Source organism: Streptomyces sp. NPDC021093, from assembly GCF_044333135.1.
Classification (GTDB): Bacteria; Actinomycetota; Actinomycetes; order Streptomycetales; family Streptomycetaceae; genus Streptomyces.
Map to the genome: position 1 here is coordinate 354516 of NZ_JBIRQJ010000010.1, position 18709 is coordinate 373224.

Annotated in this window: 19 protein-coding genes; 12 read left to right on the forward strand and 7 right to left on the reverse strand. The window is 71.4% G+C overall.

The window, feature by feature from the left end:
- Positions 1 to 10: 10 nt before the first annotated feature.
- From ACH4SP_RS30985 to ACH4SP_RS31005, 5 genes are all read right to left on the reverse strand, one after another.
- Positions 11 to 403 (reverse strand): roadblock/LC7 domain-containing protein, encoded by a 393-nt coding sequence (locus ACH4SP_RS30985; protein ID WP_398419786.1) that lies wholly within the window; start codon positions 401 to 403, stop codon positions 11 to 13.
- A 106-nt stretch (positions 404 to 509) separates the two neighbouring features.
- Positions 510 to 1286 carry a transcriptional regulator gene (locus tag ACH4SP_RS30990; RefSeq protein WP_398419660.1) on the reverse strand — a complete coding sequence of 259 codons (777 nt, stop codon included), beginning with the start codon at positions 1284 to 1286 and terminating at the stop codon, positions 510 to 512.
- Complete coding sequence (locus ACH4SP_RS30995) at positions 1283 to 1693, reverse strand: hypothetical protein (RefSeq protein WP_398419661.1); 411 nt, start codon at positions 1691 to 1693, stop codon at positions 1283 to 1285. The genes ACH4SP_RS30990 and ACH4SP_RS30995 overlap by 4 nt, the downstream gene beginning before the upstream one ends.
- Positions 1694 to 1837: 144 nt before the next feature.
- A complete protein-coding gene (locus tag ACH4SP_RS31000; RefSeq protein ID WP_398419662.1) occupies positions 1838 to 2116 on the reverse strand; it encodes a type II toxin-antitoxin system RelE/ParE family toxin in 279 nt (92 codons plus the stop codon).
- A gap of 4 nt (positions 2117 to 2120) precedes the next feature.
- Positions 2121 to 2402, reverse strand: coding sequence for a type II toxin-antitoxin system Phd/YefM family antitoxin (locus tag ACH4SP_RS31005; protein WP_398419664.1), 282 nt, complete (start codon positions 2400 to 2402; stop codon positions 2121 to 2123).
- Positions 2403 to 2525: 123 nt separating this feature from the next.
- Between ACH4SP_RS31005 and hutU the strand changes: the two genes are divergently transcribed.
- The 5 genes from hutU (at position 2526) to hutI (ending at position 8613) form a co-directional block, all read left to right on the forward strand.
- The gene (gene hutU, locus ACH4SP_RS31010) at positions 2526 to 4232 is read left to right on the forward strand and encodes a urocanate hydratase (RefSeq protein ID WP_398419666.1); all 1707 of its coding nucleotides are present in this window, start codon (positions 2526 to 2528) and stop codon (positions 4230 to 4232) included.
- A 17-nt stretch (positions 4233 to 4249) separates the two neighbouring features.
- Positions 4250 to 5458: an allantoate amidohydrolase gene (locus ACH4SP_RS31015; protein ID WP_398419787.1), complete on the forward strand. Its 1209-nt coding sequence runs from the start codon at positions 4250 to 4252 to the stop codon at positions 5456 to 5458.
- A complete protein-coding gene (locus ACH4SP_RS31020; protein ID WP_398419789.1) occupies positions 5449 to 6792 on the forward strand; it encodes a formimidoylglutamate deiminase in 1344 nt (447 codons plus the stop codon). The genes ACH4SP_RS31015 and ACH4SP_RS31020 overlap by 10 nt, the downstream gene beginning before the upstream one ends.
- 64 nt (positions 6793 to 6856) lie before the next feature.
- Positions 6857 to 7348: a hypothetical protein gene (locus ACH4SP_RS31025; RefSeq protein ID WP_398419667.1), complete on the forward strand. Its 492-nt coding sequence runs from the start codon at positions 6857 to 6859 to the stop codon at positions 7346 to 7348.
- Positions 7349 to 7434: 86 nt separating this feature from the next.
- Entirely contained in the window at positions 7435 to 8613 is a 1179-nt protein-coding gene (gene hutI, locus ACH4SP_RS31030) for an imidazolonepropionase (protein WP_398419669.1), read from the forward strand.
- A gap of 132 nt (positions 8614 to 8745) precedes the next feature.
- Here hutI and ACH4SP_RS31035 read toward each other — a convergent pair whose 3' ends face one another.
- The gene (locus tag ACH4SP_RS31035; RefSeq protein ID WP_398419671.1) at positions 8746 to 9741 is read right to left on the reverse strand and encodes an RNA polymerase sigma factor SigF; all 996 of its coding nucleotides are present in this window, start codon (positions 9739 to 9741) and stop codon (positions 8746 to 8748) included.
- Positions 9742 to 10082: 341 nt separating this feature from the next.
- On the opposite strand from ACH4SP_RS31035, the gene ACH4SP_RS31040 reads away from it, so the two are divergent.
- From ACH4SP_RS31040 to ACH4SP_RS31065, 6 genes are all read left to right on the forward strand, one after another.
- On the forward strand, positions 10083 to 10463 hold the full coding sequence (locus tag ACH4SP_RS31040; protein ID WP_398419672.1) for an STAS domain-containing protein: 381 nt from the start codon (positions 10083 to 10085) through the stop codon (positions 10461 to 10463).
- A gap of 146 nt (positions 10464 to 10609) precedes the next feature.
- Entirely contained in the window at positions 10610 to 11329 is a 720-nt protein-coding gene (locus ACH4SP_RS31045; RefSeq protein ID WP_398419674.1) for an ATP-binding protein, read from the forward strand.
- 146 nt (positions 11330 to 11475) lie between these two features.
- Positions 11476 to 12204: a peptidase gene (locus ACH4SP_RS31050; RefSeq protein WP_398419676.1), complete on the forward strand. Its 729-nt coding sequence runs from the start codon at positions 11476 to 11478 to the stop codon at positions 12202 to 12204.
- A gap of 16 nt (positions 12205 to 12220) precedes the next feature.
- Positions 12221 to 13240, forward strand: a complete 1020-nt coding sequence (locus ACH4SP_RS31055) for a hypothetical protein (RefSeq protein ID WP_398419677.1) — start codon at positions 12221 to 12223, stop codon at positions 13238 to 13240.
- Positions 13227 to 14372 carry a hypothetical protein gene (locus ACH4SP_RS31060; RefSeq protein ID WP_398419678.1) on the forward strand — a complete coding sequence of 382 codons (1146 nt, stop codon included), beginning with the start codon at positions 13227 to 13229 and terminating at the stop codon, positions 14370 to 14372. The genes ACH4SP_RS31055 and ACH4SP_RS31060 overlap by 14 nt, the downstream gene beginning before the upstream one ends.
- 14 nt (positions 14373 to 14386) lie before the next feature.
- Positions 14387 to 15823 (forward strand): hypothetical protein, encoded by a 1437-nt coding sequence (locus tag ACH4SP_RS31065; protein ID WP_398419679.1) that lies wholly within the window; start codon positions 14387 to 14389, stop codon positions 15821 to 15823.
- A gap of 160 nt (positions 15824 to 15983) precedes the next feature.
- Here ACH4SP_RS31065 and ACH4SP_RS31070 read toward each other — a convergent pair whose 3' ends face one another.
- On the reverse strand, positions 15984 to 17510 hold the full coding sequence (locus tag ACH4SP_RS31070) for a peptide MFS transporter (RefSeq protein ID WP_398419681.1): 1527 nt from the start codon (positions 17508 to 17510) through the stop codon (positions 15984 to 15986).
- A gap of 495 nt (positions 17511 to 18005) precedes the next feature.
- Here ACH4SP_RS31070 and ACH4SP_RS31075 point away from each other — a divergent pair, with 495 nt between their 5' ends.
- Positions 18006 to 18683, forward strand: coding sequence for a response regulator transcription factor (locus ACH4SP_RS31075; RefSeq protein WP_398419683.1), 678 nt, complete (start codon positions 18006 to 18008; stop codon positions 18681 to 18683).
- Positions 18684 to 18709 lie beyond the last annotated feature (26 nt).

An 18709-nucleotide genomic window follows, 5' to 3' on the forward strand; every position in this document is an offset into this window, starting at 1 on the left:
GTGTCAGGTGTCAGGTGCTCAGGTGCGTGCCGACGGTGTTCGGCACGTCGACGAGGTCGCCGATGCGGGCTCCGGCCCGGCGGGCTTCGAGGTGCAGCCGCCCCACGTTGATCCGGGGCCCGGCGAGGAGGGTGAGGACGGCGGAGGCTCCGGCGGCGTACGTCGCGACGTACCCCTCCTCGCCCCGTACGAGCAGCTCCCGGAAGTCGCCCCGGCCGGTGGCGTCCGCCAGCCGCAGCGAGACACCGAGTGCGGCGGCGGTGAGTGCGGCGACGCCCTCGGCCTCGATGGCGGACGAGGAGTCCTCGGCGATCACCAGGCCGTCCACGCTGGCGGCGACGGCGCCGGTCAGCTGGGGGAGCCTGGCCCGCAGCCGGCCCAGCTCCTCCGTGACCCCGGACAGGACCTCGGGGTCCGGTGGCCTCGGCTGCGGTCTCGGGCCGCTCCCCTCCGCGTGCTTGTCCGTCCGTACGGTCCGGGTGCGCAGGGCTCGTATCACGGTGTGTGCCTCACAGTGCCTCCAGGGCGTCGCGGAGCCGGCGCAGCAGGGCGACGTCCGGGTCCTCCTTCATGTCGGCCACCCACCGGGGTACGGACGTGAGCGCCGGCCGGGGCGTGTCGCGGGGCGTCGTCACCGCGCCGGCCGCCGCCAGCCGCCGTACGTCGATCAGGGTGTGGAACGCGGGCCGCCCGAGCGCCCGCGCGATGTCGGCGGGCGTCCGCGCCCCGTCGGCCAGGTTGAGCACGTCCTGCTGGCGGCGCGTGACGGGCACGTCCAACTGGTCCCTGACCACGGGGGAGTTGTCGATCGCCGGGTAGGGCCACAGGGCGTCGAGCAGCTCCCTGCGGCGCAGGCACTCGCGGGCCACGATCCGCGCGGAGACGGGCCGTACCGGGCCCATCCAGTGCGCGACCCCGTGCCGGAACCGGGTCGGCCCGCTGCCGGGGGCCAGTGCGAAGTACGCGGCGTCGAACAGGGCGCCCAGATGGGCGAGTTCGAGCTCGCCGTCCGCGAGCCGCCCGCTGTCCACCAGGAACCGTCCGACCCGCCCGGCGGGCCCCGCCCGGTCGAACGCCTCCTGCCAGCCCTCGCGCGGCAGCCGCCGGTGCAGCAGTACGTCGAGGCCGGGCGCGGCCGGACTCTCCGCGTGCACGACCCTGCCCTCGGCGAGGTAGAGGGTGCCGTGGTCGCGCAGCAGCGCACCGGTCGCCCGCTCGTCGGCGAGCCGGACGAGCATGGGGGAGAGGGGGGAGGGGGAGGCCGGGGCGAGCGCCGGTGCGGTCATCCCAGCACCAGCCGTGCGGCGAGGTCGGCGAGCCGCAGCCGGGCGAGGGCGAGGTTTCCCTGGTCGCGGTCGAGCCACAGGTGGAGGAAGACGCTGCTGTCGAAGGAGGTCTCCACGTACCGCAGCAGGTGGTAGTCGGTGCGGGTGGTGATGATGACGTCCTCGACGAAGAGGCCCTTGCCGTCCCCGCCGTCCTCGCCGCTCCCGCCGTGCTCGGGGGCGAAGGTGCCGTGCTCGGCGGCCATCCGGGCCAGCTCGGCGGACTCCGCGGCGGCGGTCTCGGGGTCACCGCCGGGCGAACGGCCGGCCGTACCGAGGGAGAGTCCGCTGGTCCAGTCGACGACGGCGGCCCCGCGAGCACCGGGCAACTCCATCGCTTCGACCAGGCACGCGTCGATACCGGACACGCAGAACTCCCCTCCCCCGGGTCCCCGCCGGGCTTGCGCGACGGGGCCGACACTACGCAACCGAGGTGTTACGGAGGGGAGTTATGGCATATTCCAGCGGAACGGTCCACTCGGGACTAGCCTGTCGGCGCGCGCCCCCGGGACTCACATTCCACGGTAGACGTCGCGGCGGTCGGCGACGGTCAGTATCCAGAGAACGAGCTCGCCGTTCTCGACGGTGCAGACAGCGCAATACTGGCCGACGCGAAGGCGCCGGCGCGCGGAGTGGCCCTGGAGGGCCTTGGTGTCGAATGCCGAGGTGTCGCCCTGGTCCATGGCCTTCTGGAGCTCGGCGATTCGGCGCAGGACGCGCAAGGCGTCGAGTGGGGGGATCTTGAGCATGTCGCGCTGAGCGTGCGGGGTGAACCGCGTGACGTACCCCATCGGCTCAGCCGTGGTGGGACCGGAGCTGTGAGGCCATCTCCTCAAGGGAGACGGATCCTGTCGTCCCCTCGGCCTCGGCTGCGTCTGCCAATTGGTTGAGCCAGGCGTCTTCGCTCTGTTCGGCAATGCGTCGCAGTCGCCGGTACTCGTCAATGTCGACCAGTACGGCCTCCTCTTTGCCGCGCCGCGTAATAACGGTGGGAGTGTCGTCGCGGCGAGCGCGGTCTATGGCATCTGCGAGGTGGCTGCGGACTTCGGCCATCGACTCAATCACTGGTTCACCCATGCACTGAATGTAACTGATGTACACCTGTTACGGCCACCCCGTCACCGCTCGGGGTATTGACTAGTTCTATTCAGGCCACCAGGATGTGAATAACAACATCATGGCCGCGATCAGGAGGCACCCATGTCAGGACCCCGACCCGTACGAGCCCCGCGCGGTACGGAGCTCAGCGCCCTGGGATGGCAGCAGGAAGCAGCCCTGCGCATGCTGCAGAACAACCTCGACCCCGAGGTCGCCGAGCACCCCGACAAGCTCGTCGTCTACGGCGGCACCGGCAAGGCCGCCCGTGACTGGCGCTCCTTCGATGCCATGGTGCGCACGCTGAAGACCCTCAAGCAGGACGAGACGATGCTCGTCCAGTCCGGCCGCCCGGTCGGCGTCATGCAGACCCACGAGTGGGCCCCGCGCGTCCTCATCGCCAACTCCAACCTCGTGGGGGACTGGGCGAACTGGGAGGAGTTCCGCCGTCTGGAGGCCCTCGGCCTCACCATGTACGGCCAGATGACCGCCGGTTCGTGGATCTACATCGGTACCCAGGGCATCCTCCAGGGCACGTACGAGACCTTCGCGGCCGTCGCCGCCAAGCGCTTCAACGGCACGCTCGCCGGGACCATCACCCTCACCGCGGGACTCGGCGGCATGGGGGGCGCCCAGCCGCTCGCCGTGACGATGAACGACGGCGTCGCGATCTGTATCGACGTCGACCCGCGCGCCATCGAGCGCCGCATTGAGCACAAGTACCTGGACGTCCGCGCCAACTCCCTCGAACACGCACTGCAGTTGGCGGTGGAGGCGCGGGACGCCCGCCGCCCCCTCTCCATCGGCCTCCTCGGCAACGCCGCCGAGCTGCTCCCCCGCATGCTCGCCGAGGGCGCGCCCATCGACATCGTGACGGACCAGACCTCCGCCCACGACCCGCTCGCCTACCTCCCCCTCGGCGTCGAGTTCGACGAGATGGCGTCGTACGCGGCCGAGAAGCCCGCCGACTTCACCCAGCGGGCCCGCGAGTCGATGGCCAAGCACGTCGAGGCCATGGTCGGCTTCATGGACGCGGGCGCCGAGGTCTTCGACTACGGCAACTCGATCCGCGGCGAGGCCCAACTGGCCGGATACTCCCGGGCGTTCGACTTCCCCGGCTTCGTGCCCGCGTACATCCGCCCGCTCTTCTGCGAGGGCAGGGGCCCGTTCCGCTGGGCCGCCCTCTCCGGCGAGGCGTCCGACATCCACAAGACGGACCGCGAGCTGCTCAAGCTCTTCCCGGAGAACGAATCGCTGCACCGCTGGATCAAGATGGCCGGCGAGCGCGTCCACTTCCAGGGCCTCCCGGCGCGCATCTGCTGGCTCGGTCAGGGCGAGCGCGACAAGGCGGGCGAGCTCTTCAACAACATGGTGGCGGACGGCACCCTCGCCGCCCCGCTCGCCATCGGCCGCGACCACCTCGACTGCGGCTCGGTGGCCTCCCCGTACCGCGAGACCGAGGCGATGCTCGACGGCTCCGACGCGATCGCCGACTGGCCGCTGCTCAACGCCATGGTCAACGTCGCCTCCGGCGCCTCCTGGGTCTCCATCCACCACGGCGGCGGCGTCGGCATGGGCCGCTCGATCCACGCGGGCCAGGTCTCCGTCGCAGACGGTACGAAGCTCGCGGGCGAGAAGATCCGCCGCGTGCTGACGAACGACCCCGGCATGGGCGTCATCCGGCACGTCGACGCGGGCTACGACATTGCCGAGCGCACCGCCGACGAGCAGGGCGTACGCGTCCCGATGCGCGAGGGCGACGCGGGCAGTGCCGACGGCGCGGGCGACGCGGGCAAGGGCGGGGACGCGTGACCTCCTCCTTCCACCAGATGTGGGCGGAGCTGCTGCCGATCGGCCGCAGCTCCGAGTCCGGGGGCTACCGCCGGCACGCCTGGACCGCGGCCGACGCCGACTGCCGGGCCTGGTTCCGTACCCAGGCGGAGGCCCGCGGCCTCGGCTACGAGCTGGACCGCAACGGCAACCAGTGGGCCTGGCAGGGCGACGCCACCGCGGGCGACGCGGTCGTCATCGGCTCCCACCTGGACTCCGTGCCCGACGGCGGCGCCTTCGACGGCCCGCTCGGCGTGGTCTCGTCCTTCGCCGCGCTCGACGAACTCCGCGACAGGGGGGCTCAGTTCACGAGGCCGTTGGCCATCACCAACTTCGGCGACGAGGAGGGTGCCCGCTTCGGCCTGGCCTGCGTGGGCTCCCGCCTGGCCGCCGGACAGCTCGCCCCCGAGAAGGCGTACGAACTCCGCGACGGGGACGGGGTGTCCCTCCCGCAGGCGATGGAGGCGGCGGGCTACGACCCCTCCACCATCGGCCCCGACCCGGAGCGCCTCGCCCGCATCGGCGCCTTCGTCGAACTGCACGTCGAGCAGGGCCGCGCCCTGGACCTCTCGGGCGACCCGGTCGGCATCGCCTCCGCGATCTGGCCGCACGGCCGCTGGCGGTACGACTTCCACGGCGAGGCCAACCACGCGGGCACCACCCGCCTGGCCGACCGCCGCGACCCCATGCTCACGTACGCGGAAACGGTCATCGCCGCCCGCACCCAGGCCCAACTCGCCGGCGCCCTCGCGACCTTCGGGAAGATCTCCGTCGAGCCGAACGGCGTCAACGCGATCCCGTCCCTCGTCCGGGGCTGGCTCGACTCGCGCGCGGCGGACCAGGACACCCTGGACCAGGTGATCGCGGGCATCGAGTCCGCGGCCCACGAGGCGGCGGCCCGCTCCGGCATCGACCTCAAGGTCGTCCGGGAGTCCTTCACCCCGGTCGTGGAGTTCGAGCACGCCCTGCGCGACGAACTCGCCCGCCTGCTGGGCAGCGGTCACGAAGGCACCCCACGGATCCCCGTCCTGGGAACGGGCGCCGGACACGACGCGGGAATCCTCTCCGCCTCCGTCCCGACCGCCATGCTGTTCGTACGCAACCCCACCGGTGTCTCGCACTCCCCGGCGGAGTACGCAGCCGAGGACGACTGCGTCGCCGGGGTGCGCGCGCTCGCCGACGTAACGGAAGGTCTCGCCTGCGCATGACGACCTACTGGCTGGAACACGCCTGGCTCGACACGCACGTCGAGCCGGGCGTGACGGTGGAAGTGTCCGAGACCGACGGCCGGATCACCGCGGTGAGTACGGGGGTCGAGATGTGCCCGCCGGGTGCGACGGCCCTCCGCGGCCTCACCCTCCCGGGCCTCTCCAACGCCCACTCGCACGCCTTCCACCGGGCGCTGCGCTCGACGGTCCAGGTGGGCTCGGGCACCTTCTGGACCTGGCGCGAGGTCATGTACGGCGTGGCCTCCCGTCTCACCCCGGACTCGTACTACGACCTGGCCCGCGCGGTGTACGCGGAAATGGCCCTCGCCGGAATCACGTCGGTCGGCGAGTTCCACTACGTCCACCACGCCCCCGGCGGCACCCCGTACGCCCACCCCAACGCGATGGGCGAAGCCCTGATCGCGGCGGCGTCCGACGCGGGCATCCGGATCACCCTGCTCGACACGGCCTATCTCTCCTCCGGCTTCGGCGCGGCCCCCAACTCCCACCAGCTCCGCTTCTCGGACGGCACGGCGGAGGCCTGGGCCCAGCGGGTGTCCTCCCTCACGGACTCCGCCTTCGTACGCCACGGAGCGGCGATCCACTCGGTGCGGGCGGTCCCCGCCACGGAACTCGCCACGGTCGCCAAATGGGCCCAGGACCGCGAGGCCCCCCTCCACGTCCACCTCTCCGAACAGACCGCGGAGAACGACGCCTGCCAGGCGGCCCACGGCTGCACCCCCACCCAACTCCTCGCCGACCACGGCGTGTTGGGACCGCGCACCACCGGCGTCCACAACACCCACCTCACCGAGTCGGACATCGCCCTCCTCGGCTCCTCGTCCACCGGCACCTGCATGTGCCCCACCACCGAACGCGACCTGGCGGACGGCATCGGCCCCGCGGTCCAGCTCCAGCGGGCCGGCTCCCCGCTCTCCCTGGGCAGCGACAGCCACGCGGTCATCGACCTCTTCGAAGAGGCCCGGGCCATGGAGCTCAACGAACGCCTGCGCTCCCGCACCCGGGGCCACTGGACGGCAGCGGCCCTCCTCCGCGCCGCGTCGGCGACCGGCCACGCGGCGCTGGGCTGGGCGGACGCGGGAGTGATCGAGCCGGGTGCGCTCGCCGACCTCACCACCATCGCCCTGGACACGGTCCGCACGGCGGGCCCCGTCCCGATACTGGGCGCCGAGACGGCGGTCTTCGCCGCGTCGGGCGCGGACGTCCGCCACACGATCGTCGGCGGCCGCCAGGTGGTCCGCGACGGCGTCCACACCGCCGTCCCCGACACGGCGGGCGCGCTGGCGGCCTCCATCGGGGCCCTGCACGGCTGACGAGGACGACGCGGCGGTACGGTGCTGAAGATCAAGTGCCGTACCGCGGAAGGGAGTTCAGGTGATGTCCGGTCCGAACGACGGGGCGGCCCTGGCGCTCCCCGTCCTGGCCGTCGGCCTGGTGGTCCGCCGCCAGCTGACCGCCCGCCCGGTGCGCCGCACCGCCTCGCTCGTCACCCCGGCGGTCCTCGGCGCCCTGGGCCTCGCGGGCCTCGCCCTCGGCATCGCCACGGTGGTCGAGGACCACCACCCCCTGACCGCACTGCCCCTCGCCCTCCTGGTGGCAAGCCTGGCGGTCGCGGCGGCCTTCGGCACGGCCCGCGCCCGTACGGTACGGGTCTGGCGCGACCCGCGGTCCCGGACGGTCCTCCGCAAGGGAACGGCCTCCACCACCGGCCTGTGGGCGGCCTCGGTCGTCACCCACCTCCTCCTGTCCCTGTGGATCGACCACGCGGCGGGGGCCGGGGTGCTGGGACCGGTGTCGCTGTACGCGTACCTGGCGATCGGCTTGGGCGTACAGAACCTGCTGGTGCGGGGGAGGGCGACGGCGTTGTGAGGGCCCGGCCGACCGTGCCCGGGACGAGATCCGCAAGCCGTGGGGCCCGTCTCCCGGTTCTGAACCCCTGTTGTAAGGATGCAGACATGAGCGCCTCCACCACCACCCTCATCAGCAACATCGGCAGCCTCGTCACCAACGACCCGGCCCTCGGCGACGGCCCCCTCGGACTGATCGAGAACGCCGCCGTCGTCGTCGAGGGCGACCGCGTCGCCTGGGTCGGGGCCGCGGCGAAGGCTCCGGCCGCCGACGCCGTGCACGACGCCGGAGGGCGGGCCGCGATCCCCGGGTTCGTCGACTCGCACTCGCACCTCGTCTTCGGCGGCGACCGGACCAAGGAGTTCAACGCCCGCATGTCGGGCCAGCCGTACAAGGCGGGCGGGATCAGGACCACGGTCGCCGCGACGCGCGCCGCGAGCGACGAGGAGCTGACGGCGAACCTCGCGAAGTACCTGAGCGAGGCCCTGCGGCAGGGGACGACGACCTTCGAGACCAAGTCCGGGTACGGGCTGACCGTCGAGGACGAAGCGCGCGCGCTGCGCATCGCGAGCGCGCAGACGTCGGAGGTTACGTACCTCGGAGCGCACATCGTGTCCCCGGACTATGCGGAGGATCCGGCCGGCTACGTCGACCTCGTGACGGGCGAGATGCTTGAGGCGTGTGCTCCGTACGCCCGCTGGATCGACGTCTTCTGCGAGAAGGGCGCCTTCGACGGGGACCAGGCACGGGCGATTCTCACGGCGGGCAGGGCGAAGGGGCTGCTGCCCCGGATCCACGCCAACCAGCTGTCGTACGGGCCGGGGGTCCAGCTCGGTGTGGAGCTGGACGCCGCCAGCGCCGATCACTGCACGCATCTGACGGATGCGGACGTGGACGCCCTCGCGAACGGGAACACCGTCGCCACCCTCCTCCCGGGGGCCGAGTTCTCCACCCGCGCCGAGTGGCCCGACGCGCGTCGGCTGCTCGACGCGGGGGCGACCGTCGCGCTGTCGACGGACTGCAACCCGGGGTCCTCGTTCACCTCGTCGATGCCGTTCTGCATCGCGCTCGCCGTGCGCGACATGGGCATGACGCCGGACGAGGCGATGTGGGCCGCGACGGCGGGCGGGGCCAGGGCGCTGCGGAGGGACGACGTCGGGCGGATCGTGGTCGGGGCGCGGGCCGACCTCGCGCTGCTGGACGCGCCCAGCCACGTACATCTCGCCTACCGGCCCGGTGTGCCGCTCGTCTCAGCGGTCTGGCGAAACGGTGTGCTTGCCGTGTGAGGACCTGGGTAGGCGGTCCTTGCACCACCGGCACACAGCGACACCGTGCCCGCACAGAAGAACGTTGGACTGCCCCGGATACGGCCTGGGGCAGCCCAACGTTCAGTACGACTCACTCACCTGCGGCGGGAGTCACTCCACCAGCGTCAGGCCCTTGCGGAGCTTGACCAGCGTGCGCGACAGCAGGCGAGAGACGTGCATCTGGGAGATGCCGAGCTCGTCGCCGATCTCCGACTGCGTCATGTTGGCGACGAAGCGCAGGGAGAGGATCTGGCGATCGCGGGTGGGCAGCGAGGCGATCAGGGGCTTCAGGGACTCGACGTACTCGATGCCCTCCAGGCCGTGGTCCTCGTAACCGATCCGGTCCGCCAGGGCACCCTCGGAGTCGTCCTCCTCGGGCTGGGCGTCCAGCGAGCTGGCCGTGTAGGCGTTGCTCGCGGCCATTCCCTCGACGACTTCTTCCTTCGTGATGTCCAGGCGCTCGGCCAGCTCCGCCACGGTGGGGGAGCGGTCCAGCTGCTGGGCCAGTTCGTCGCCGGCCTTCGCCAGGTCCAGGCGGAGTTCCTGGAGACGGCGCGGGACGCGCACGGACCAGGAGGTGTCACGGAAGAAGCGCTTGATCTCGCCGATGATCGTCGGCATGGCGAAGGTGGGGAACTCCACACCCCGGCTGAGCTCGAAGCGGTCGATGGCCTTGATCAGGCCGATCGTGCCGACCTGGATGATGTCCTCCATCGGTTCGCTGCGGGTGCGGAACCGGGAGGCGGCGAACTTGACCAGGGCCAGGTTCAGCTCGACCAGGGTGTTGCGGACGTATGCGTGGTCGTGGGTTCCCTCTTCGAGGGATTCGAGGCGCTCGAAGAGCGTCTTCGACAGGGCCCTGGCATCCAGCGGCCCCACCTCGTCGTACGGCGGAATCTCGGGAAGGTCACAGAGGCCGTCGGGCCGCTCCGTGAGCGTCGGGGCAGCGGCGGATGTGGTGGGTGCCACAGTGGCCGCGGTGCTCGCGCTGCTTCCGGTTCCTGTCTCGATCTGCGGGGGCGGGGGTGTCGACGCCGCGTCCTGTTTGTGGTGAGTACGCGTTTCGTCGAGCCGGGGTGACATGGTCTCCTCCATCGTTCTCGGCATATGGCTGCCGATGCCGATACGTGTTTCCTGCGGTGAAGCGGCGCCTCCAAAGCCGGTGGTGGGCGGACGGTGGTCGGATGTGTCCCTACTAGGCCTACCCGCTCCCGGCGGGCACTTGCAAGTGCCTTATGTCCGAAAAAGACCAGTTCAGGGCGTTGTTCGACTACCCGTGGGTGTGAAGAAGGCGTAGTCTTCTGCTGCTGTCGGGAGCACCCCTTGCTGCCTTGACGCGCCCTTGGCGCGACTGGGGCGGTGGCCGGGACAATGGGCCACGTACAGCGATGAACCGAGTGACGAGCAAGCAGTGCCAAGCAGAACCACGACGGCGAAAAGGGACGGGCATGGACCGCGGGACGGTCGGCAGCGCGAACCGGGGCCGGCTTCAGGTCGAAGTTCGGACCGAAGGCCGGAGCGAGATCGTGACGCCGGCGGGTGAGCTGGATCACCACACGGCCGAGCTGCTCCGAGAACCTCTGGAGCGGGCGCTCGACGAGGGGCGGACCCGCCTCGTGATCGACTGCTCGCTGCTCGAATTCTGCGACTCCACCGGGCTGAACGTACTGCTCGGGGCCCGGCTGAAGGCCGAGGCCGCAGGCGGCGCGGTACATCTGGCGGGCATGCAGCCCGTGGTGGCCAGGGTCTTCGAGATCACCGGGGCGGAAGCGGTGTTCACCGTCCACGACTCGCTCGAAGCCGCCCTCGCACCCCCTCTCGGCGACTGAACCGTCCGCCGTCCTCCCGGTGCGACGCGCGTGAGACGTGTGGCGCGGCTCGTAGCGAATCGTGGGTGTTCTCACGCTTCGGTCGGGCAGGAGGAACCTCAGACCCTGCAAACGACGACTTGGTGAATCGGTGAGGTGAAGCGCTGATGAGCACCACCCGGCAGCATCCGCCGGGCGACCTCGGCCCTGAGCCGGACGGCATCGCCTCCGCCTCCGATGCGTCGGCTGCGCCTGCCTCCGGTGTGCCCGCGGCGGCTGCGCCCGTGTCGGCCGCCCCTGTCTCTGGTGCGGCTGCCTCCGGTACGCCTTCCTCCGGTGGGTCCGCCTCTGGTGGGTCCGCCTCCGGTACGTCCGTGTCCGCCGGGGCCGTCGACGTGCCCGCCCAGGCTCAGGCTCAGGTCCAGTCTCCGGCCCAGGTCCCGGCCGGTTCCGTGCTCGCGGCCGCCGGTCAGGTGCGCTCCCTCCCGCTGAACGGAGCCAGCGGCATCGTTCCGCTCGCCCGCGACTTCACCCGGCAGGCGCTGTACGACTGGGGCTGGCTGCCCGCGTCCACCGCCGACCGGCGCGCCGCCGCCGAGGACGTCCTGCTGGTCGTCTCGGAACTGGTCACCAACGCGTGCCTGCACGCCGAGGGTCCGGAGAGCCTGCGCGTCGCCAGCGACGGCAAGGTGCTGCGCCTGGAGGTCACCGACCGCAGCGGCGGCGAGCCCGCCCCGCGCACCCCGCACCGGGCGGGCCGGCCCGGCGGCCACGGCATGTTCATCGTCCAGCGGCTCTGCCTGGCCTGGGGCGTCGCCCGTACGCCCGAAGGCGCGGGGCAGGGCGTGGGAAAGACGGTCTGGGCGGAACTGGCCGCTCCCGCCTAGCGGTTGACGGACAAAGCCGGTGTGAGAGAGCACGTCGATACGGCGTGCTCTTTGTCTTCCCCTCCCAAGGTCCCCGGCGTACCTTGAGCGCCCAATCTGATGCGCCGTCAGTAACGCGGCGTTCCGGCGTACGAGGGGATCACAAGGTGTCGTACCAGAAGCGGACCCGGCAGCGGACAACTCTCGCACTGGCGGCGGCAGTTGCGGGCTCGGTGGTGCTGATCGCCGCCCCCGCCGCGCAGGCCGACGTCGTCGACGTCAACTACCAGTGCAAGACCCCGATCGGCAACAAGGGCGCCGTCTCCCCGATCGACATCAAGGCGGTCAAGGGCGGCAGCGGCTACACCCTCACCATGTCCTTCCAGAAGGGCGTCTCCTCCAGCCCCGTCGAACTCGGCAAGGGTGCCATGAAGCCGAGCGCCGAGATCAAGGTCGGCGGCGCCGACGGCGGCACGGTCGGCGTCGCGGGCCCCGCCAACTCCTCAGCGATACCCGCCAACACCCCCATCAAGATCAGCGACCTCTCCGGGACGTACACCCCGAAGAAGAGCGGCAAGGTCACCTTCACCGCCTCCGTCCTGACCATCAAGGCCCTGGGGACCACGACCACCTGCACGCCCTCCAACAGCCCCAAGCCGTCACTGGAGTTGGACGTCAAGGGTGCCGGTGGCGGCAGCTCGGGCGGTGACTCGGACGACGGGTCCGGCGGTACGTCCCAGAGCGCGCCCTCCGGCAGCGGCGAGCTCCCGAAGACCGGCCCGCTCGACTCCGCGGCCGCCCTCGGCACGCTCGGCGGCACCGTCCTGCTCACCGGAGCCGCCGGGGTGCTCTGGCTGACCCGGCGCAACCAGCGCAACCAGCAGTCCGCGAGCTGACCGGACCGGAGTGATCGTGCGTCGCCGACTCCGACTGATCGCCGCCCTGTTGGGGATGGTGGGAATCCTGTACGTGGCCGGGCCCGCGCCCGCCGCCCTGGCCGCCGACGGCCGGGCGGTCGACTCCCCGGCCGATGCCCCGGCGGCCGATGCCCCGGCCGATCTCCCGGCGGCCGATGCCCTGGCCGATCTCCCGGCGGCCGATGCCCCGGCCGCCGACGCCTGGACGGCGGGACCGGCCTCCGGTGGCGGCACCCGGCCCAGCGGGTCCGACAGCGGCGGGCGCCCGTACTTCTACCTCCAGGGTGCCCCCGGCACCGTCTTCGAGGACAAGCTGTCCGTCACCAACCCCGGCCGGGAGGCCCGCACCGTCAGCCTGCGGGCCGAGACGGCCGGATCCACCGAGGGCGCGGATGGTACTGAGGGGGTGGCGGGTGCCGAGGGGGTGGCGGGTGCGTGGATCACGCTCGCGTCGGCCGAGGTGAAGGTACCGCCGCGCACCCGCGCGGACGTGCCGTTCACGGTGACCGTCCCGGCGGGCGCACAGCCGGGCGACCACCCGGGCGCGATCGTGGCCTCCGCGCCGGACGGGCGCGAACAGCGCACGGCGGTCCAACTCCGGGTCAGCGGACCGACCTTGGCGGCACTCTCCGTCGAGGACGTCGAGATCGGGGACGGAGTCATCCGGTACGCACTGGTCAACCGGGGCAACACCACGCTCGCCCCGCGCGTCGCCGTCCACGCCGAAGGCCTCTTCGGGGAACTGCTGCGCCGCGCACCGCACCCGGTGAGCGCCCTGGCCCCCGGCCGCCGCACCGAACACGCCGAACCCTGGCCCGACACCCCCGCCCTCGACCGCGCGGCCGCCCGCCTCACCGTCACCGCGGACGGCGGCATCCACGAGGAGGGCACCGCCACGGCGACCTTCGTGACCCGGGGGCCGGTGCTCGGCGGCGGAGCGGTCCTGCTGGCGGCGGGCGCGGGCACGGCGCTGTGGATCGTACGACGCAGGAGGAGCGCACATGACGAGGGCTAGCGGACGGTTGATCGTAGCGACGCTGACAACTCTCCTCCTCCTGCTGCCACTTGGTGGCGCGGTGGCCGACGAGAGTGCGAAGCCCGTCGTCACCCTCTCCAGGGCCGAGGCGGGCAAGGGCGGCGAGATCACCGTCAAGGGCAGCGGCTGGCGGCCGAGTGCGCTGCTGATGCTGCTCATCTGCGGCGAGGCGTCCCCCGCCGCCGGGGTGCCGGGCGGCACCAACTCCTGTGCCAACGCCGACGGCCGGGCCGTCACCACCGACGCCAAGGGCCGCTTCAGTCGCACGCTCGCGGTCGCCGAACCGCCCAAACCGTGCCCGTGCGTCGTGCACGTCGCCACGGTGCAGGGCCAGCAGGCCTCGGTGGACGCCGAGTTCAAGGTGGCGGGGCATCCCGTCGCGCCGCTGCCCAAGCCCGCCCCGAACGCCGGACGGCTCTCGGTCGTCGACCGTACGGTACGGCTCGACGGGTCGGGCTCGCTGCTGACCTGGTTCGGCGCACCGCAGGCCCGCAAGGTCGTCCTTGAGTTCGGCAACGCGGAGTCGGCGCCCGTCGTCGATCCGGTCTTCCACGTGGGCACCTCGCACGGGGTGTTCGCGCCGGTCTGGGAAGAGCGCCAGTGGCGCGGCACGATCGCCCCCGGCAAACGGGCCCAGGTCGCGCTCGACGTACAGCTCCCGGCGGGCGCGCACGGCGACTACCTGGTCTCGGTGAAGTACGGGCCCAAGGTGATGGCCGCCCAGCCGTGGGGCGTGGACCGGCCGTGGGGCGTGGTCCTGTTCTGGCTGCTGCTGGGGATCGTGGTCCCGGCGGCGCTGTTCCGGATCGGGATGGCCGTGGTGGACCGGGTGCGGCCGGGGGCCGGAGCCGTGGCGAGGGTCGTACGCAGGGTGCCGCGCGCACCCGGGGCTCCCGGGGATCCCCGGGCCTCGGCGCGCCGCCGCACCGTACGTCCGGAAGAGCCCGCGGGCGCGCCCGCGGCGGCGCACTCCGAGACGCCCGCGACCGGCGCCGCGGTCCTCCCGTGGTTCACCCCGGACACCGCCCCCGGCGCCCCGTCCCCGCACGCACAGGTTTCCGCACCGCACGAGAGCACCACCAACTCCCCTACTCCGAAAGGCAATTCGTGAAGACGCAACGGAGGATGAGCGCGGCAGGGATCGCGCTGATGCTTACCGGTGCGGGACTGTTGTTGGCCGCACCTCCCGCGCAGGCCGCCGAAGTCGCGTACAGGACGGAGTGCATTCCGCCGCCCATCTCCGGGCTCCCGGCGGTCCAGGGCACCACCAAGGTGTCCGTCACCGCGCCCGCCACGGCGAAGGTCGGCGACGAGGTCGAGGTCGTCTGGAAGACGGTCGAGGCCGCCTCCAAGAACCCCGACGTCCTCGACCTCGACAAGGACACCGTCCAGCCGACCGGCACGCTGAAGGTCGGGGGAGCGGCGACCGGCGAGGTCAAGATGGAGGGCCCGCGCCAGAACCCGCCCATCCCCAAGAACAGCCCGATGATCCTGCCTGAGATGAAGGGCAAGCTGAAGCTGGAGAAGGCGGGCGAGATCACGCTCACCCCCGGCGCGTACAACATCAACGTCAGCAAGCCGATCTCCACGGACACCAAGTGCGCGCCGAAGGAGGAGGTGAAGCCGTCCGCGACGATCAAGGTGACGGACGGCGGCGGCACCACGGGCGGCACGACGGCCGGTGGCACGACCGCGGGCGGCTCGACGGCTTCCGGCGGTACGGCTTCCGGCGGTACGACGACGAGCGGCGGGACCACGTCGGGCGGCTCGGACACCGGCGGCTCGGACACCGGCGGCTCGGACACCGGCGGCACCGCGTCCGGCGGCTCCGGCTCGGGCGGCACCACCGGCGGCGGCGACGGCGGCAGGACCGACTTCCCCGGCAAGGAGGTCGCGGTCGAGTACGCCTGCAAGTCCCCGGGCCCGGCCAGCATCAAGACGAAGATCACCGTCAGCGCCAAGAAGAACGGCGGCAGTTACGACCTCACCGTCGTCACCGCCAAGGGCGTCATGAACAGCCCCGCCGCCCTCCCGGCCGGCGCGCTGAAACCCTCCATGCAGCTCACCCTGGGCGGCTCCGACAAGGGCAGCGCCAATGTCACGGGACCCGGCAACAAAGAACCCCTCGAACAGGGCAAGCCGGTCGACCTCCCCGACATGACCGGCACCTACAAGCCGGGCGCCAGCGGCAAGGCCACCCTCGCCCCCGGCACCCTGAACATCGACGTCACCCTCGGCGGCCAGAAGATCAACATCCCCTGCACCGTCAAGGGCACGGCCCCCGTCTCCCTCGCACTCGACACGGCGGCCCAGCCGGGCGGCGCGTCGGGCTCCTCGGGGGGCAGCGCTTCGGGCTCCGCGGGCGGCAGTGACTCCGGCGGCAGCGACTCCGGCGGCGGTACGGCCGCGGGCGGCGCGGCGGGCGGCGACCTCGCCAACACCGGGGCCGAGGACAACGGCGCCCTCCAGGCCCTCGCCCTCGTCGCCGGAACGGTCATCCTGCTCGGCGGCGCGGTCTTCACCTTCACGCCGTGGCAGCGGTTGCGGGGCGGCAGGCGCTGAGCGCATCTGCGGCGCCGTCGTGGCTGGTCGCTGGTCGCGCAGTTCCCGCGCCCCCATGGGGCGTCCCATGGAGGCACAAAGGCGGAGGGCCGCCGCACCGATTCGGTGCGGCGGCCCTTCCGTACAAGAGACGCGACGAGCGCGGGTACGTGACCTGCGGTCAGCGCACCTCGCCCATCAGCGCGCGGACCTTGTTGCGCGACATCCAGATCAGGAAGCCCGCGACGACGGCCGCACCGGCCTCGAAGGCCACGACGCCCGAGCTGTTGAGGTCGACCCCGGCGATGGCGAGCATGCCGGTGACGCAGTCGCCCGCGGTGACGGCGAGGAACCAGACGCCCATCATCTGCGAGGCGTACTTCGCGGGCGCCATCTTCGTGGTCAGCGACAGACCCACGGGGGACAGGCACAGCTCGGCCACGGTGTGCATCAGGAAGATCAGCACCAGCCACCACATGGTGACCTTCGTGCCGCCGGTGGCCATGCCCATCGGGACGAGGAAGACGAAGAACGAGGCTCCGGTCACCACCAGGGAGATGGCGAACTTCACGATCGTGCTGGGCTCGTGCTTCCGGCGGGCCAGCGCCAGCCACATGGCGGCGAAGACCGGCGCGAGCAGCATGATGAAGCCCGGGTTCAGCGCCTGGAACAGGGTGTTCGGCATGTCCCAGCCGAAGATGTTCCGCTCGGTCTTGGAGTCACCGAACAGCGACAGCGTCGACGCACCCTGGTCGAAGATCATCCAGAAGACGGCGGCGGCCACGAAGAAGTAGATGAACGCCGTCATCTTGGTCTGCTCTTCGCCCGACAGGTCCTTGTCGCGCTTGATCTTCACCAGTACGGCGATCGGGATCAGCAGACCGGCCAGGGTGATCGGGATCAGCGCCCAGTTCAGCGTGAGCCGGAAGACGTCGGTGAGGCCCACCAGGAGGTAGAAGGCGGCGACCACGGCGACGGTCACCAGCACCTTGGTGATGACGGCGCGCTTCTCCTGCGCGGACAGCGGGTTCGGGACCCGGGCGCTCTCGCCCTCCAGACGGCGGGAGCCGATCAGGAACTGGATCGCGCCGAGCGTCATGCCGGCCGCGGCCAGACCGAAGCCCAGGTGCCAGTTGACCTTCTCGCCGACGATGCCGATGACGAAGGGCGCGAGCACGGCACCGAGGTTGATGCCCATGTAGAAGATCGTGAAGCCACCGTCGCGACGGGGGTCCTTCGGGTCGCTGTAGAGGTGGCCGACCATCGTGGAGATGTTGGCCTTCAGCAGTCCCGAGCCGAACGCGATCAGGCACAGGCCGACGAAGAACATCGCCTGCCCCGGCAGCGCCAGCGACAGGTGACCGGCGACGATCACGAAGGTCGCGATCATGACGGTCTTGCGGGCGCCCCAGACGCGGTCGCCGAACCAGCCGCCGGGCATGGCCATGAGGTACACCATGGCCACGTAGACGGAGTAGATGGCCGTGGCCGTGGCCGCGGTCATCGCGAGGCCGCCGCCCTGGCTGCCGGTTGCCGCGTCGGCGCCGCCGGAAACCAGGTACATCACGAGCAGGGCCCGCATGCCGTAGTAGGAGAACCGCTCCCACATCTCGGTCATGAACAGTGTGGCCAGGCCGCGGGGGTGGCCGAAGAAGGCCGTGTCCCCGGCAGGTGCCCCGGGGGTTTCCTTCGTCAGGCTGGACGCCATGGTCGATCCTTGCTTGCTCGGGACGCGTCCGCGTGTGGTCTGCGGATGAGCGCCCGGTGGGGGCAGCCGGCACCGGGAGCGGATTTCCGTCCCACCCCTACGCCGGGAGGGGGTTCGCACTCGGATCACGAGGCGAGAGGGCGGACCGCACCGGGAGCCACGCCCGCCGTGCGTCGTCGCACCACGGGCCCGGCCGATAGGTCATTCACTTCTCCGGAACCGGTCGAAACCGGTTCCACACAGAAAAGAGACCTTTGCAGCTCAGTGAACTCATTGAGCGCAAAGGTCCCCGTCTAGCGCTAAAGGCGTGGTCGCCACCATACGACACGACACTGCAACATATGGAAGGACTTGAGATATGGATCACAGGTGGCGATGGAACTAACTTCCCATATTCAAAGGTCCTTCATGAGAATGGGTCATAAACCCGCAGGCACTCTCCGTTCCGCGACGATCACTCCCGGGGCACTGGCTGCGCCGACTAACATTCCCCTCATGACCCGTGTACTGCTCGCCGAGGACGACGCATCCATTTCGGAGCCACTGGCCCGCGCACTGCGTCGGGAGGGTTACGAGGTCGAGGTCCGCGAGGACGGACCGACCGCCCTCGACGCCGGACTCCAGGGGGGCATCGACCTCGTCGTGCTCGACCTGGGGCTGCCCGGCATGGACGGCCTGGAGGTCGCGCGCCGGCTGCGCGCCGACGGCCACACCGTGCCGATCCTGGTGCTCACCGCGCGCGCCGACGAGGTGGACACCGTCGTCGGGCTCGACGCCGGTGCCGACGACTACGTGACCAAGCCCTTCCGGCTCGCCGAACTCCTCGCCCGGGTCCGGGCCCTGCTGCGGCGCGGCTCCTCCGAGCCGACCCCGGCACCCGCCACCCACGGCGTACGGATCGACGTCGAGTCGCACCGCGCGTGGATGGGCGAGGAGGAACTCCAGCTCACGGCGAAGGAGTTCGACCTGCTCCGGGTGCTCGTGCGCGACGCGGGCCGGGTCGTCACCCGCGACCAGCTGATGCGCGAGGTCTGGGACACCACCTGGTGGTCGTCGACCAAGACCCTCGACATGCACATCTCCTGGCTCCGCAAGAAGCTCGGCGACGACGCCGCGAACCCGCGCTACATCGCGACCGTACGAGGCGTCGGCTTCCGCTTCGAGAAGAGCTGATCCGGGTGACGACCAGGCATCCTTGA